Source organism: Flavobacterium endoglycinae, assembly GCF_017352115.1.
GTDB classification, from domain to species: domain Bacteria; phylum Bacteroidota; class Bacteroidia; order Flavobacteriales; family Flavobacteriaceae; genus Flavobacterium; species Flavobacterium endoglycinae.
Genome location: NZ_CP071448.1, coordinates 5463513 through 5480077 on the forward strand (window position 1 = coordinate 5463513; position 16565 = coordinate 5480077).

Consider the following 16565-nt stretch of genomic DNA (forward strand, 5'->3'; position numbering starts at 1 on the left):
TCTTCCTGTTTAAAGTTTAGATTCTATTTTTTTTCCTTTGTAAGTCAACACTTTTTTAGTTCCATCAGGCATAACAATTGTAAAGATCCTTTCCGTTAACATGCCTTTGTACCCGCCTCTTCTATTAGAAAGGGTTATTTTTTTCTGCTTGTCGTTATAGCTGAAATCAATTTCTGTGTAAGCACCTTTTTCATAATTATAATTATCAAATTCATCTTCATAAAAGGTAAAAAAGCCATCCTTTCCAGGATATACTTTTATTTCGAGATTGTCCCATTTTTTTTCCTCAGCAAACTGCACTTGAGGCCCGATTGGAAGTATAGTGCCTTCCTTAACATACAGCGGTATCATGTCAAGCGTTGTTTTTCTGGTAATTTCCTGACCGCCCTGCAGTTTTTCGTTTGTCCAGAAATCGTACCAGCCATTTCCAGCAGGAAGATAAACGATTCTTGATTTTTCTGCTCTAAAATCTATATTCTGCTTTTGATTCTGACCTTCTTTTATTTTTTCGTTTGTATATTGAGCCTCAACTACTGGCGCAACCAAAATAGATTTTCCAAACATAAATTCATCTTTAATGTCCCAACTCTTAGTATCTGCAGCAAAATCCATAAATAATGCTCTCATAAAACTAGAATCTTTATGGGTTACTTCCCACGATGTCGAGTAAATGTATGGCAGCAACGAATAGCGCAGATTTATAAATTTCTCAATCGCATCATATACCGGCTCTCCTTTCTGACCAAAATTATAGATCTCGCGAGGTATATCTGTACCATGAGAGCGCATCATTGGATTAAAAGCACCAAATTGCAGCCAACGAACATAAAGTTCTTGAAACATTGGATTATCCGCTCCTATAGCTTCTGCATTTCGATTGTAAACTCCAGCGAAAAATCCTCCAATATCTGAATTCCAGTGCGGCATACCGGTAAGGGTAAAATTAAGTCCCGCCGGAATCTGAGCACGCAGGTTTTCCCAGCTAGACTCTACGTCTCCTGTCCATGTATTGGCACCATAGCGCTGCTGGCCAGCAAAAGCAGATCTTGTCAATATGAAAACTCGCTTATCTGAAGTTTCTTTTCGCTGATGATCGTAAACTCCGCCTACAGTCATCAAAGGATAAGCATTTCGCACCTTTCTAAAAGTTCCCAAATATGTTTTGGTATCATAATCCTCAGGCTTTACCCAAAGATGATCGGGCTCCGTCGAATCCATCCACCAGCCGTCAATTCCTTTTGCTAAAAGGCCTTCACTTGCATATTTCCAGTAAATGTCTCTTGCCTTTGGGTTATAGGCGTCATAAACACGCACTCCAGAAGGATAATCTTTTTTCGGAGGGAAAATTTCGCTGCCAGATTCTGGCCAAGTCAGAAAATCAAACAGCATTCCGTTACTATTCAACTCATTATAAGGCTTGGTTTTTGGTCCAAACGAAGACCAGATCGAAATAATCAGATGAGCATTCAGGCCATGAATTTCATCCACCATTTTTTGAGGCTCAGAAAATTCAGGATTAAGAAACTCCATCGCATTCCATAAATAATTATTTCCCCAATACTGCCAGTCTTGAATTATTCCGTCCAGAGGCACTCCCAGCTCTCGGTATTTTTTTACTACGCCAACTATTTCATTTTGGCTTTTATAACGTTCTTTACTCTGCCAGAAACCATACGTCCAAAGCGGAAACATTGGAGCACTGCCTGTGAGCTTTCTCATTTGTGAGATCACTCCATCAGCATTTTTACCGTACATAAAATAGTAATCCACCCCGTCGCCTACATTAGATTCAAATGAAGTTTCGTTAGCATTGTCTTTAAATTCTGTCGGCGCATAATTATCCCAAAAAAGTCCATATCCTTTTACCGACTGAAAAAAAGTCACCGCATCTTCTGTATTTCCCTGTTCCAAACGATAATTTTGATTTCTTTGGTTTAAATCTCCCCTTTGGTGCTGTCCTAAACCATATATAGGTTCTTCTTTCTCCAAATCAAATGCCTGATATACGCTATAAGAATCGGTATCGGTATCTTTTACGGTTTTAAATTTTGTTCCCTGTTTTTTCTCACGAAGCAAGATCCGGTCTGAACTTGCAAATGAGATTTCTCCAGTTGGAAACTGTACCGTAACATTTAGACTTTCAGATTTTAAAACCAATTGGCTGTTTTGGCTTTTTACTGTAAAAGGAGTTGCCGACGGTTTCATATTTACCGAAAGGCTTTCTTTGGAATAAACTCCCGCTGCGGGATATTTTATAACTCTTACAATCGAAGGACTGTAAAACTGAATTTCTATTGTATTTCCATCTGCTTGCATCTTAATTCCCAGATTGTTTTTCTCGTACTTCTGGCCATAACTGGTCGCACAGAAAAACAGCGGGAAAATTAATAGATAAATAAATTTCATTTGGTTTAAGTTATTTTAATTAGTAAGATTAATGGTCAAAACTACATTTGCTTTTTATTGCTTCAATTCTGGATAAATCCACAATGAGTTCTATAAATTTTTAGTTGGTTAGCAGGACACCTCCATTACAAGGAATTTTAATATGTGCTCCACTCTTTGATCTGTACCTGATGTCCGTTATTTTTCCATTTAATAATTCATCATCCTGATAATATCTAAGAGTGGTACCCTCCGAGATCATTGGCAGTTTTAATTTTAATTCTAATGGTTCTTTTTGCGCATTAATCCCACCGATATACCACTTTGCTCCTTTTCTTCTGGCCAGCACAACATATTTGCCTGGATATCCTTCTAAAAAACGAACTTCATCCCAAACTGTAGGCACTTCTTTCATAAATTTTATAGCCCAGTCTGCAGCATCATTTAAATTATTAGGCGCCAAAGCAAAATGCTGCACGCCGCTCTGAAAAAGCACAGAGGTCGCTAAAGCAAATACATCGGAAGTCATTCTTTTTGAGCCTTTATTGGGAATGTTATCGCTATTGTAGAATTTGTTTAAAGCGCTTCCGCCAAAATCCATGCTTCCCACCGCATTTCTTATAAACGTATGCGTTGCCGCATTTATAGCTTCATTATCACAGCTCTGCTGTCCGAAATGCAGATTCTCACTTGCCAGAACCGCTTCGCTGGAAGCGTAATTCGGATACATGCGCTCCCAGCCTCGAGGCAATGTGCAGCCGTGAAAAATAACCATTATTCCAAATTCATTGGCATCCGTCAGAATATCTTCATACAGTTTCATCGTCACCTGCTTGTCACCTCCAAAAAAATCAACTTTAATGCCTTTAATTCCAATGCTTTTCATCCAAGCCATTTCTTTTCTTCTGATGGCCGCATTATCCATCAATCCTCTCGGACCTTGCGGAGCATCATTCCAATACCCGTTTGAATTGTACCATAAATAAAGCCCAACGCCTTTCTTAGCGCCGTATGCCGCTAAATCTACTATTTTATCGCGTCCAATCTGCGTATCCCAAAGCGCATCAACTAGAATGGTTTCATATCCCATCGCGGCGCTGAAATCAATGTACTCCTTCTGCACAGGAAAAGTGGTGTTATCATCCATTTTGATAATCCAGCTCCAAGTCCCTTTTGTGTACTGGTATTCTTTAGAAGCTTTATACTTTGGTTTAACCAAATCGAATGGAATAGTAGTTTCGACAATAGGCGCCAATGTTTCTCCAATGGTAATAGTTCGCCATGGCGTTTCTCCCGGAAGCGGGATTCCTGGCGAAGCTGTTCCGTTTCCGTTATTTTCTCCTGGCATCGGAAATCCAATGGAATACAATCCATTCTCATGCCCTATTAATCGGCTGGCACAATAACCGCTGTCTACACCAGTTTCAGAAATCAAAACCCATCCGCCGTTTACTTTAAACAGACATGGAAAGGTGTATCCATTTCCCAAGCCATTTTTTCCGACGGCATCATCAAGCGAATACGAGGTTTCATAACTTGGAGCTGTTTTCGCAAACCCTGTCATCGGATTGCTTTGCGGACATAGGAATGTCGTAGTTCCTTTTGGCATCAAAAATCCCGAAACTTCCTGCTGAACCACACAGGAAAGTGTTTCTTTCTGCGGATATGCTTTGTACTTAAATGCCAAATTATTATTGCTCACCCTAAAAATCACATCAACAGCAGGCCTTCCATCTTTTGTGAACGAAAAAATAGCTTCATTGGCCGTATAATGAACGCTGCTTTTTTTGATGTTACGCAGCTCATAGGATTCGTCAATTTTATTTTGGATACTATTTGCGTCCAAAGTTAATCCAGTGCTGAAATCTCCCGCATTTGTCTTTAACCCTAATGGAGATTTTTCTATAACCGTTTTTTCATTGTATGTTACACTATACTGAGGCATTCCGTTGTTTACAGAAACTGACACCTCAAGTTTTCCGTCCGGACTTTTTACCGCTGATTGGGCGTTTAGTTTAAAGAAACTTACAAGCAATAAACATATGCTAAATTTTACATTCATAATTATAGAAGTTGGTTGGTTAGTTAGTATACTTTTGATTTCAAGATAATTCTGAACACCTGCTTCTTCCGCCTATCAAAATTCCATAATCTTTCATATGCCGTTTTTAATGGATAATAAATTACAGCTCTTATTATTAGCGTAAAAAAAAAGCAACTTGTAAAAAGCTTCCTAATCCTCAATTAGGCCGTTCAGTGCTCCAGCTTTGAAACTTCACAGATGCTAATGTACTCTTTACTTTGAATGCTCAAAAACAATAATACATTTCCGCCAGCCATAAAATACATTTTGCCCCCTTTTACAACAGCCAAAAACATGATGATACATAAGTGCCTGTCAAATAACACATTTGCACCCCATGTTCTTTTACATTAAAAGATATTTTTACACCCCAGTATAATCAGCTGACAATACAACCTTAATAAGCCTCATGCAGTCGCCAAAAATTGCAGATTGCTATTTTACTTTTACAGCTTGCAATCGTTTGAAACCCTTTTAAAATTTAGTTCGACTGGATATAGTAACTTCTAGATCGGGAAAACATAAATCACAAAACTGCTAATTATCATATAAACCATTCGTAACCAAAAAACATGAAAAAAAATACAATAGCCTTAGGTCTTTCGGCTGGATTACTCTTGGCATCATGTGCTGTTAAAAATTACACCAAAACAGACGACGGTGTTTTAATAGGCCTAAAACCAACCACAGAAAACCAATTGCGCACACTGCGTCTTCAAGTTTTAGGCAATGATCTGATACATGTTGCTGCAACAGCCCAAGAATTTCAAAAAGATTCCAGTCTAATTATTGTTCCCAATCAGCAAACTGTTCCATTTCGCATTAAGCAATCAAAAGATTCCATTAAACTTTCAACCAAAACGCTGAATGTTATGGTTTCGGCAAAAGACGGCGGAATCAAATTTAAAGATAAAAACGGAAAAATTCTGTTGGCTGAAAAAGCAGGCGGCGGCAGAACTTTTCTTCCTATACAAGCCGATCAGACAAAAGGCTATACCGTACGCCAAATATTTGAGTCACCTCAAGACGAAGCTTTTTACGGACTAGGACAGCATCAGTCGGATGAATTTAATTATAAAGATAAAAGCGAAGAACTTTTCCAATACAATACCAAAGTATCTGTACCATTTGTCGTATCAAATAAAAATTACGGGCTTTTGTGGGACAGCTATTCTTTAAGCCGATTTGGAGACAGCCGTCCTTATGAGCAATTAAATCAGGTTTTCAAATTATTTGGAAAAAATGGCGAACCAGGTTTCTTAACGGGAACTTACAGCACACCAGAGAAGAAAAATGCACCACTGATTCGCGAAGAAAAATCCATTTTTTTTGAGGATGTAAAAAGCATCAAAAACCTGCCAACAGAACTTCCTTTAAAAAATGCCAATGTTACTTATGAAGGCGAAATTGAAGCTCCACAGGACGGAGAATATAAATTTATACTGTATTATTCTGGTTATGTAAAAGTCTATTTAGACAATCAATTAGTGGTTGCAGAGCGATGGAGAACCGCTTGGAATCCGAATAGCTACAAATTCTCTATGAATCTGAAAGCGAACAAACACACTGCTTTAAGGATAGAATGGAGACCAGACGGCTCAACCTCTTATTGCGGATTAAGAGTGCGAACGCCACAACTGGCTGAGGAAAAAAACAGCCAAGTCTGGTGGAGCGAAATGAACAAAAAAATTGATTATTATTTTGTTCATGGCAATTCTATGGATAGCATAATTAAAGGATACCGAACCTTGACAGGAAAATCTCAAATTATGCCCCGCTGGGCAATGGGTTATTGGCAGAGCCGCGAACGATACAAAACCCAAGATGAAATACTAAGCAATTTAAAAGAATTTAGAACACGCCAGATTCCAATTGATAATATCGTATTGGACTGGAATTATTGGGAAGATGATAAATGGGGAAGCCACAAGTTTGATCCTGCACGCTTTCCTAATCCAAAGGCTATGACCGACTCGATTCATTCGATGAATGCCAAAATGATGATTTCGGTATGGCCTAAATTTTACAAAACTACAGAGCACTTTAAAGAATTCGACCAAAAAGGATGGATGTATCAGCAAGCCATTAAAGACAATGTTCGTGACTGGGTTGGCCCTGGTTATGTAGGATCATTCTATGATGCCTATGCAAGCGGTGCCCGTAAACTATTTTGGAAACAGATCTACGAAAATCTATATCCTATAGGTGTCGATGCCTGGTGGATGGATGCCAGCGAACCTAATGTATTAGACTGTACAGATATGGAGTATCGTAAAAAATTGCAAGGACCAACCGCTTTAGGACCTTCAACCGAATATTTCAACACTTATGCTTTAATGAATGCAGAAGCAATCTACGATGGACAAAGAGCCGTAGATTCTAATAAACGTGTGTTTCTTTTAACAAGATCAGGCTTTGCAGGATTGCAGCGTTATTCAACAGCAACATGGAGTGGCGATATTGCGACAAGATGGGAAGATTTGAAAGCGCAGATTTCGGCAGGTCTTAACTTTGCCGCAAGCGGTATTCCGTACTGGACGATGGATATTGGAGGATTTTGTGTTGAAGACCGTTATGTGAGCGCACAGCAGCAATACGACAAAAATGGAAATGAAAACTCTGACAGCAAAGAATGGCGTGAATTAAATACACGTTGGCATCAGTTTGGGGCTTTTGCTCCGCTATACCGATCTCACGGACAATTTCCTTATCGCGAACCTTGGAACATTGCTCCCGAAGGCCATCCAGCGTACGAATCTATTGTATATTACGACCGTCTCCGCTACAGATTAATGCCATATATCTACACGATGGCTGGGATGACGCATTTTAATGACTACACCATTATGCGTCCGTTGATAATGGACTTTCAAAACGATAAAAATGTCGTTAACATCAGCAACCAATTCATGTTCGGATCTGCTTTTATGGTGTGCCCTGTTTACCAATATGAAGCGCGAAAAAGAGAAGTGTTCCTTCCTGCTGGCACAAACTGGTATGATTTTTATACAGGAAAGCAGCTCTTAGGCGGACAGACTTTACAGGCAGATGCACCTTATGGACGTATTCCGCTCTTTATTCCTGAAGGCGCTATAGTTCCTGTTGGTCCAGAAATCCAATACACCGATCAGAAACCTGCTGATAATGTAGTGCTATATGTTTATAAAGGCCGAGATGGCAGTTTTACTTTGTATGAAGATGAAGGTGTTAACTACAACTATGAAAAAGGCCATTACAGTGCAATAAGCTTCCATTACAATCAAAAAAATCAGACCTTAACCATTGGCGAGCGCAAAGGAGATTTTAAAGGCATGCTAAAAGACCGAAAATTTAAAATCGTTGTTGTTGATCCTTCCAATCCGAAAGCATTTCTTTCTGATGCTTCTGGAAAAGAAATCGATTATAACGGAGCGCTTCAATTCATAAAAATTTAATCATCTTACCCATTGGGTGAAATAGAACAAAATTTAATTTTAACACATAGAAGCATAGATTTTTATTGCTTCTGCTTAAGAGTATAGAAAAAGCAAGCTTTAACACATAGTGCTAATGTGTACTATTCTAAGTGAAACACCTTAAATGAATCACCTAAAGGCTATGTTTCTATGTGTTAAAATAATTTCACCCAACGGTTTCATCTTAAAACAATCGTATCCAGCACCTGTTAAAACAGCTTTAATGCAGGGCTTAATTGATTTAGAAAAATATAGATCCATGAAACTAAAAAAATATATCATTTGTTTATTACTGCTGGCTTCAGCAGGCGTAATGGCTCAGAAATCTCCTGTTTTCTTTCCTAAAGAAAATCTGATGGCAATGGGGATTTATTACTATCCAGAACACTGGAATAAAAAAGATTGGGAAAGAGACATCAGCAATATTTCTAAGACTGGTTTTGAGTTTATTCACATAGCAGAATTTGCATGGATAGACATGGAACCCGAAGAAGGACTTTACAAATTTGAATGGCTTGATGAAGTGATCGATTTGGCTGGAAAATACAAATTGAAAGTTATTTTAGGCACACCTACAGCAATTTCACCCGTTTGGATGGGCATTAAATATCCTGAAATCTATCTGATGGACAGCCATTATCAAAGGGCTGAACACGGAACAAGAGCACAGCAGTCTTTGAGCAATCCCGTATGGAGAAATTTTTCTAAAAACATCATTAGCAAATTGGCAGCGCGCTACGGCCATAATCCAAATGTAATTGGATGGCAGCTCGACAACGAGCCAGAAGCCAAAGAAGATTACAGCCCTTCTTCACAAGACGCTTTCCGCAAATGGCTAGAGAATAAATACCGCACCATAAGCGCTTTAAATACGGCATGGGGAGCCTCTTTCTGGAGTCAGACCTACAGCAGTTTTGACCAAGTTAAAATTCCAAATGCAGATCATGTTGGGTGGTGGGGAATCAATCCGCATGCCTTGCTGGACTTCAAACGATATACTGCCGATACGCAGGCCGATTTTTTAGATTTTCAGGCAGACATTATCAGACCTTTAATTGCTAAAAATCAGTTTGTAACAACAAATTATACCGCTACTACTCCATCAGCAGATCCTAGAAGAACAAAAAAACTCGATTTTAACTCTTTTACCAGCTATCCTAACAAAGGAGTTGCTAATATTGGAGACAAAGGATTTCGCCTTGGCGATCCTCAAGAACTTTCTTTTGCCTTGAGCTTCTTTAAAACCAGAGATAATATTTCAGGAATTATGGAACTTCAGCCTGGTTTTGTCAATTGGGGAAATGTTAATCCTTTGCTGCAGCCTGGCGTAGTGCGTATTTGGCTTTATCATTGTATGGCCGAAGGCATGTCTTTTGCCTGTTCTTATCGTTACCGTCAAATCAATTACGGTGCAGAGCAGTACCACAGCGGCATTACAAAACTTGATGGAACTACCTTATCTCAAGGAGGAAAAGATTACCAGCAGACGATGCAGGAAATGAAATTATTAAGAAAAGCTTATAATCCGAAGGTAGAAATGCCTAAAGAAATTAAGGCTCGAAGAACTGCTTTATTATGGAATTATGACAATTCCTGGAGCATGGGCCGTCAAGCGCAAACAAGCCAATGGAATACGCTATCTTTTTTTCAAAAATATCTTGAAATCGTAAAATCATACGGAGCTCCCGCAGAAATAATTTATGAAAACGAACCATTAGATTCTTATGCGGTTGTGGTTGCTCCTGCTTACGAAATAGCCGATGAGAAACTTATTGCCAAATGGGCAGAATATGTAAAACAAGGCGGGCATTTAATTCTAACCGTGCGTACGGCTGTTAAAGACAAAAACGGCCATTTATTCCAAGCAGGATGGGGTGCTCCTATTTATCCTTTAATCGATGCCAAAATTGAAGACTTTGACCATCTTTTGCCTTATGCAAAAGGAACTATCCAAGGTTTCGGAAAAGAGTATTACTGGAACAACTGGGCAGATTTAGTAAAAGCCAATAAACCTGAAAATGTCCTTGCTAAGTACACCAACCAATTTTATGCAGGCACGGCAGCTGTGGTGACCAACAAAATAGGAAAAGGAACCGTTACTTATATTGGCACCGATACATACGATGGCCAACTTGAAAAAGAAGTCCTGCAGCAGGTGTATAATCAGGCTGGGATCACTGTTGAGCATTATCCTAAAGGAGTTTACGTTAGCTGGCGCGACGGATTCTGGATCGCAGTCAATTATTCTTCAGAAGATTACCAGATCGAAAAAATATCCAACACTGCAAATATTTTAATTGGCGGTAAAACTGTACCGCCAGGAGGCGTAACCGTTTGGCAGCAATAAAAATGACTTTTTTCTAAACAGCCATAATTATTAAAGATTCCTGCAGCTCCTGTTGCAGGTTTCAACACTGACTAACTATAAATTTAAACCAACCAAAAATGAAAAAAAATCTAATCGCTTTGCTTTTTGCCTTGAGTTTGTGTGCAAATGCAAATGTAAAAATGCCATTGCTTTTTAGCGACGGAATGGTCTTACAGCGCAACAAACCCATTTCTGTTTGGGGCTGGGCCAATTCTGGAGAAAAAATTGAAGTCACTTTTAATAAACAAACCCAGAAAACTAAAGCAGACAAAAACGGAAAATGGCTTTTGTACCTGAAACCTGAAAAAGCTGGCGGTCCTTTTAAAATGACCATTAAAGGAAACAACAGCATTACCATTGAAAATGTGCTAGTGGGAGAAGTCTGGGTATGCAGCGGACAGTCAAATATGGAATGGCCAGTTGCTCAGGCACGAAATGCTGATTATGAAATCAATCAGGCAGATAATCCTTGGATACGTCAATTTTTAGTAGACAAAGATTTAAACTCGGCACCTAAAGAAGAGCTCAAAGCAGGAATTTGGAAAGAAAGCAGCAAAAAAAATACAGGAGCTTTTACAGCCGTGGGCTATTTTTTTGCCAAAAAAATATACAATGAATTAAAAATCCCAATCGGAATAATAAACTCCTCTTGGGGAGGCACCTGCGTGGAAACATGGACCAGCAGAGATGCTTTTGAAAAAAGTCCAGAATTCAGCAGTATGATTGCCGAACTACCGAAAATCCCAATGGATTCATTGCTGAAAAATAAACTGGCTACACTAAAAGTACAGATTGAAAACCTTCAAGGATCTAAAATCACTTCAAACTCAGAAAGTCAATACAAAACAACAAACTTTGACGATAGTTCGTGGCCAGAAATGCACGTGCCACAATTGTGGAACCAGCAATTGGGCAGTTTAGACGGCACAGTCTGGATGCGCAAATCTTTTATGATTTCAAAAGAAGATGCTGGTAAAGAGGCTTTATTGGAGCTGGGCAAAATAGACGATGAAGATCTTTCTTATGTAAATGGAATTGAAGTGGGAAAGAATACCCAATGGGACAAAAAAAGAATATATAAAGTACCTGCAGGAACGCTTAAAGAAGGTCTTAACACTATTGCCGTACGAGTAACGGATTACAGCGGAGGAGGCGGAATTTTTGGTGATGAGGCTGACTTAAAATTAACTGCAGGCAGTACCATTGTACCACTTGCAGGAAAATGGAAGTTTCAGGTTACAGAAATCAGAACAGACTTGTCTCCAAACAGCTATCCTTCCCTTCTTTACAATGCCATGATCAATCCTTTGATTCCGTATGCTATTCAAGGAGTTTTATGGTATCAGGGAGAGGCAAATGCTACACGCGCCGAACAATATAAAAAAGCTTTTCCGTCATTGATTAACGATTGGAGAAACAAATGGCATCAAGGAGATTTTCCTTTCTTTTTTGTCCAATTGTCTTCTTTTAATGAGTTTGGAGGAAACAGCAAAACTGGCAGCTATTGGGCAGAGTTAAGAGAGGCTCAGAATTTCACCCTTCAAACTGTTGCCAATACTGGTATGTGTGTTACAGCCGATATTGGAGATCCGAAGGATATTCATCCAAAAAACAAACAAGACGTAGGATACAGACTGGCTGCCATTGCCTTGAATAAAGTATATGAAAAAGGAAATGTTTTCAGCGGACCAGCATACAAATCTATGGAAACAAAAGGCAATCAGATTCTCTTAACATTTGACAATGCCGAAAGCGGTTTACTGGTTCATGATAGATACCAATACGTAAAAGGATTTGAAATTGCAGGATCAGATCATGTTTTTCATTATGCCAAAGCTCAAATAAAAGGCAGTCAGCTTTTGGTATGGAACGATCAGGTTCAAAATCCAGAAGCAGTTCGCTACGGTTGGGCCGACGATGCCAGCGACTGTAATCTGCACAATGCTGAAAATTTCCCTGCTGTTCCTTTTCGAACAGACGACTGGAATAGCATCACAAAAGGCATTAAATACAACTTTGAAAAATAATTAAACATACTACACATTTCAAATGTCCGTATCGATTCTAAAAGAAATAGAATCGATACGGATTGGAATGCTGACTGCGATTTTAGATAAAAACAGCCCTTCTGATACTGCAGCTGCAGATAAATCATTAATTTAGACCGAATGAAAAAGCATAAAGTCCTCTTATTGTTTCTTATTTTTTTTGGAATATTTTTTTTCCAAAGCCTTCCTGCGCAGCCCAATTATATTTTTCACCAGTTAAAAACCAGCGAAGGGTTTTCGAGCACCAATGTCAAGACATTTCTAAGGGACAGTTACGGTTTTTTATGGATTGGCACTGAAACTGGACTTAATCGATATGATGGTTACGAATTCAAGGTTTACACGACCAACTCTAAAAAGCCCAATAGCTTAATTTCCAACGATATTTTAGGTCTTCAAGAAGACGACATGGGCAATATATGGGTCAATTTTGGACATGATAATGCGATATATAACAGAGATAAGGACTGCTTTATTACGGACATCACTTCTCTTTTAAATAAGTTGCACATTCGCGCAGATGCCAACTGTAAAATTTATGTAGACAAGAAAAAGAATTTATGGGTTTTTAATAAAAAAAACATATTTTTCTATGATGTAAAAAATAGGCATACTTCCATCTTTACAGGCGTAAACATTGAAGACCCTTTTGCTGTAAGCGTAACAGATGATGGCGAGTCTGTATATTGCGTTGAAAATTCTCAAAAGTGCTGGCAGCTAAATAGCACTAAAGGTCATATTAAAACCATTAAACTCCCAACTCACAACAGAAAAAACGGAACTGACGATTGGCATATCATTTTTCTGGACAGCGACAACGGATTATGGGCCTATTTCAGCAATAATCCTAATGAAGTTTTCTATCGCGATGATCAGAGGAAAAAATGGAGCTCTATAACCTTAAAATCTAGTGTAGACAGCGACATTAATTTCGTTAGCAGCATTATCGAAAATAAGCCAGGCGAAATATGGATTGGAACAGATCATAAAGGGCTTTTTATTTTTGACAAATCAAAAAACAGCATAACAAACTGTGTTCAAACCCCAAACAAAGACAATTCTCTGCCATCCAACAATATCACTTGCCTATATCGCGACAACGATAGGACTATCTGGATTGGACACAGCAAAAAAGGGCTTTCTTTTTTTAATGAAAGCTTTAAAAACTTTATCAATTTCAAACATCCTGAATGCTCTGATATTAGCGCTATAATGGAGGATCACAATGAAGATCTCTGGATTGCAACAGATGGAAAGGGACTTTTTAAAAAAGATAAAAAAACAGGAAATACTTCTCGAATTCCATTTCCCAAAGCTGCAATTACCTCTTTATTGGAAGATCGCAAAAACCGCATTTGGATCGGCACTTATCAAAACGGACTGTTTTGCTGGCAAAATGGCGTTATAAGCCAATATACCACGAAAAACAGCAAATTAAGCAACAACAATGTCTGGAACTTAAAACAGGACCGCTATGGCAATATCTGGATAGGGTCTATGGGAGGAAAAATACAGCAGCTTCCGTCCGATGCCACTAGTTTTGATTCTGTGATTTCTGTATTTGAAGATCAAGTTTTTGCACTCGACATGTTTTACGATTCAGGCGATGAGCTTTTGCTGGGCACGGGTTACGGACTTTTCAATATTGATATCACCAACAATAAAAATGTCATCTCGTATGGCAATAAAAAAGGAACGCAAAAATTCAAACACTTTCAGATTTCTACGGTCTACAAAGACAAACACAATATTTTGTGGATTGCCCACAATGATGGCCTTAATGTTTGGGATCCCAAAAAAGATACCATTTATTACTTCAACAAGTCAAATGGCCTTTGCGACAATTCTGTCAGCGCGATACTGGAAGACAATCGCAATAACATCTGGGTTACAACACCCAATGGGCTTTCTATTTTAACTGTCAGTTATGATGCAAATGATAACTTATCCATAAGCAGTAAAAACTATTCGGTTAAGGATGGACTGATGGATAATTATTTCAACAAACACTCTATACTGCAATTAAGAAACGGTGATATTTTGCTTGGCAATCTGGACGGATATACCATAATCAATCCTAACAAACTGCTAAAAGAAAACAAGCCGGTTTCAAAAATTATTTTTACAGGACTAACTCTTGGAAATCAGACTATAGAAGTAGATTCTATCTATAATGGGCATAAATTGTTGCAGCATTCGACAGAACTGCTTTCCAAGCTTACTTTAAGGCACGATGACAGGCTTATTACCCTTAAGTTTACGAGTACAGATTTATTAAATGCCGATAAGGTCAAGTATTTTTACAAGATCGAAGGTTTTAATTCGGAATGGATTCCTATTCAGGACAATAAAATTGTAATTTCTGCTTTGCCAGCTGGCAATTACAAGCTTTTGGTAAAAGCGTATGATAATGCTTCTGGATGGAACGATAATATCAAAGTATTGGCGTTGAATGTATTGCCTCCTTTTTATCTAACCGTATGGGCGTATCTTTTTTATGGACTCACGATCGCGGGTATTATATGGTATACCGTACGCAGATCAAAAATTCGCCATCATTTAAAATTAGAAGAACAGCGCGAGAAAATGAATCGCGAGAAAGAATGGCAGATTAACGAAATGAAGCTGAACTTTTTCACCAACATAAGCCATGATCTAAGAACTCCTCTCACCCTTATCATAACACCTCTGCAAGTGCTGTTAAACGATGCTATGGATGAGACCATGAAAAAGAAAATAAATGTTATCCATAAAAATGCACAGCAGCTTCTATCTTTAATCAATTCGCTGCTAGATTTTCGCAAATTAGATGCAGGAATCGTTAGCTTAAACTTAAAGGCATCAGAGTTTGTAAGTTTCGCCGAGGACATTTGCAGTTCGTTTAATGTTTATGCTACGGAACGCCATATCCAATTGTCTTTTGAAAGCGAAATAGAGAGTCTGCTTATGGAATTTGATAAAGATAAGATTCAAAAAACACTTACCAATCTGCTTTCAAATGCTTTTAAATATACTCCTGATGGAGGAAAAATTCAGGTAGAAATTAGCCGCGATGCTACTCAAGTCTGCGTCAAAGTTCGCGACACCGGTTCGGGAATCAGCGATAAAGATAAACCGCTTGTATTTGAGAGATTTTATCAAGGAGAACAAAGCCAGAATGAAACAGGCAGCGGTCTTGGATTGCATATTGCAAATGAATACATACATCTTCATGGAGGCACCATAACCATTGAAGATAATATTCCGCATGGGTGTGTATTTACCTTTAAGATCCCAATTAGAGAAAGCTCTGAAAAGAATTTGATGCTTAGTCCTGCTACTATTGATATCCCAAACATTGAAGAGGAAAAAACAGAAAGTCTTACTGAACAAGTGGTTCTTTTTGTAGATGACAATAAAGACCTGTGCGAATTTATAGAAGACAATCTAAAAGACAACTTTACAGTGCTTACAGCTCATAATGGCCAAGAGGCTATCGAACTGTTGCAAAAACACAATATTACGGTTATTGTAAGTGATGTAATGATGCCTGTAATGGATGGAATTGAGCTTTGTAAATTGGTCAAAACCAATATTTACTGGTCTCATATTCCTGTAATTCTGCTCACAGCGCGCACTGCTGAAGAATATCATATTGACGGATTAAAATACGGAGCAGATGATTATATCACCAAACCTTTTAACATCCATATTCTCAAACTTCGAATTAATAAATTTATCGAATGGACGAAAAAAAGCCATGCTGCGTTTAAACAAAAAATAGACGTTAATCCGCAGGAGATTACCATTACCTCCTTAGATGAAATTTTTATCGAAAAAGCAATAAAAGCCGTAGAGCAGCATATCAGCGATACTGAATTTTCTGTAGAAAATCTAGGCGATATTTTAGGCTTAAGCCGAGGACATCTGTACAAAAAACTGATGTTCATAACGGGTAAAGGACCTGCAGAATTCATTCGAACCATACGTTTGAAAAGAGGACGCCAGCTTCTGGATAAAAGTCAGCTGCAGGTTTCGCAAATAGCCTACGAAGTTGGATTTAATTCGCCCAAAAGATTTTCAAAATATTTCCGTGAAGAGTTTGGTTTATCTCCTTCCGAGTATTTAAAACTTCACAAAAAACTATAAAAACAACGCAATAAAAAAGCAGCCTTTAATCATCATTAAGGCTGCTTTTTTTTATTTTCTCAGACTATATTCGTTTTATTTAAAAGTGTTTCAAAAAA

At 38.3% G+C, this 16565-nt stretch carries 6 protein-coding genes; 4 read left to right on the forward strand and 2 right to left on the reverse strand.

Annotation, left to right across the window (positions count from 1 at the left end):
* Positions 1–9: 9 nt before the first annotated feature.
* Both J0383_RS23530 and J0383_RS23535 read right to left on the reverse strand, forming a co-directional pair.
* Positions 10–2406, reverse strand: coding sequence for a glycoside hydrolase family 31 protein (locus J0383_RS23530; protein WP_207296388.1), 2397 nt, complete (start codon positions 2404–2406; stop codon positions 10–12).
* Positions 2407–2506: 100 nt separating this feature from the next.
* A complete protein-coding gene (locus tag J0383_RS23535; RefSeq protein ID WP_207296389.1) occupies positions 2507–4447 on the reverse strand; it encodes a glycoside hydrolase family 97 protein in 1941 nt (646 codons plus the stop codon).
* 593 nt (positions 4448–5040) lie between these two features.
* Between J0383_RS23535 and J0383_RS23540 the strand changes: the two genes are divergently transcribed.
* The 4 genes from J0383_RS23540 (at position 5041) to J0383_RS23555 (ending at position 16467) form a co-directional block, all read left to right on the forward strand.
* Positions 5041–7902 (forward strand): TIM-barrel domain-containing protein, encoded by a 2862-nt coding sequence (locus J0383_RS23540; protein WP_207296390.1) that lies wholly within the window; start codon positions 5041–5043, stop codon positions 7900–7902.
* Between the two features lie 280 nt (positions 7903–8182).
* Positions 8183–10270, forward strand: a complete 2088-nt coding sequence (locus J0383_RS23545) for a beta-galactosidase (RefSeq protein ID WP_207296391.1) — start codon at positions 8183–8185, stop codon at positions 10268–10270.
* Between the two features lie 98 nt (positions 10271–10368).
* Complete coding sequence (locus J0383_RS23550; RefSeq protein WP_207296392.1) at positions 10369–12318, forward strand: sialate O-acetylesterase; 1950 nt, start codon at positions 10369–10371, stop codon at positions 12316–12318.
* Positions 12319–12459: 141 nt separating this feature from the next.
* A complete protein-coding gene (locus tag J0383_RS23555) occupies positions 12460–16467 on the forward strand; it encodes a hybrid sensor histidine kinase/response regulator (protein ID WP_207296393.1) in 4008 nt (1335 codons plus the stop codon).
* Positions 16468–16565 lie beyond the last annotated feature (98 nt).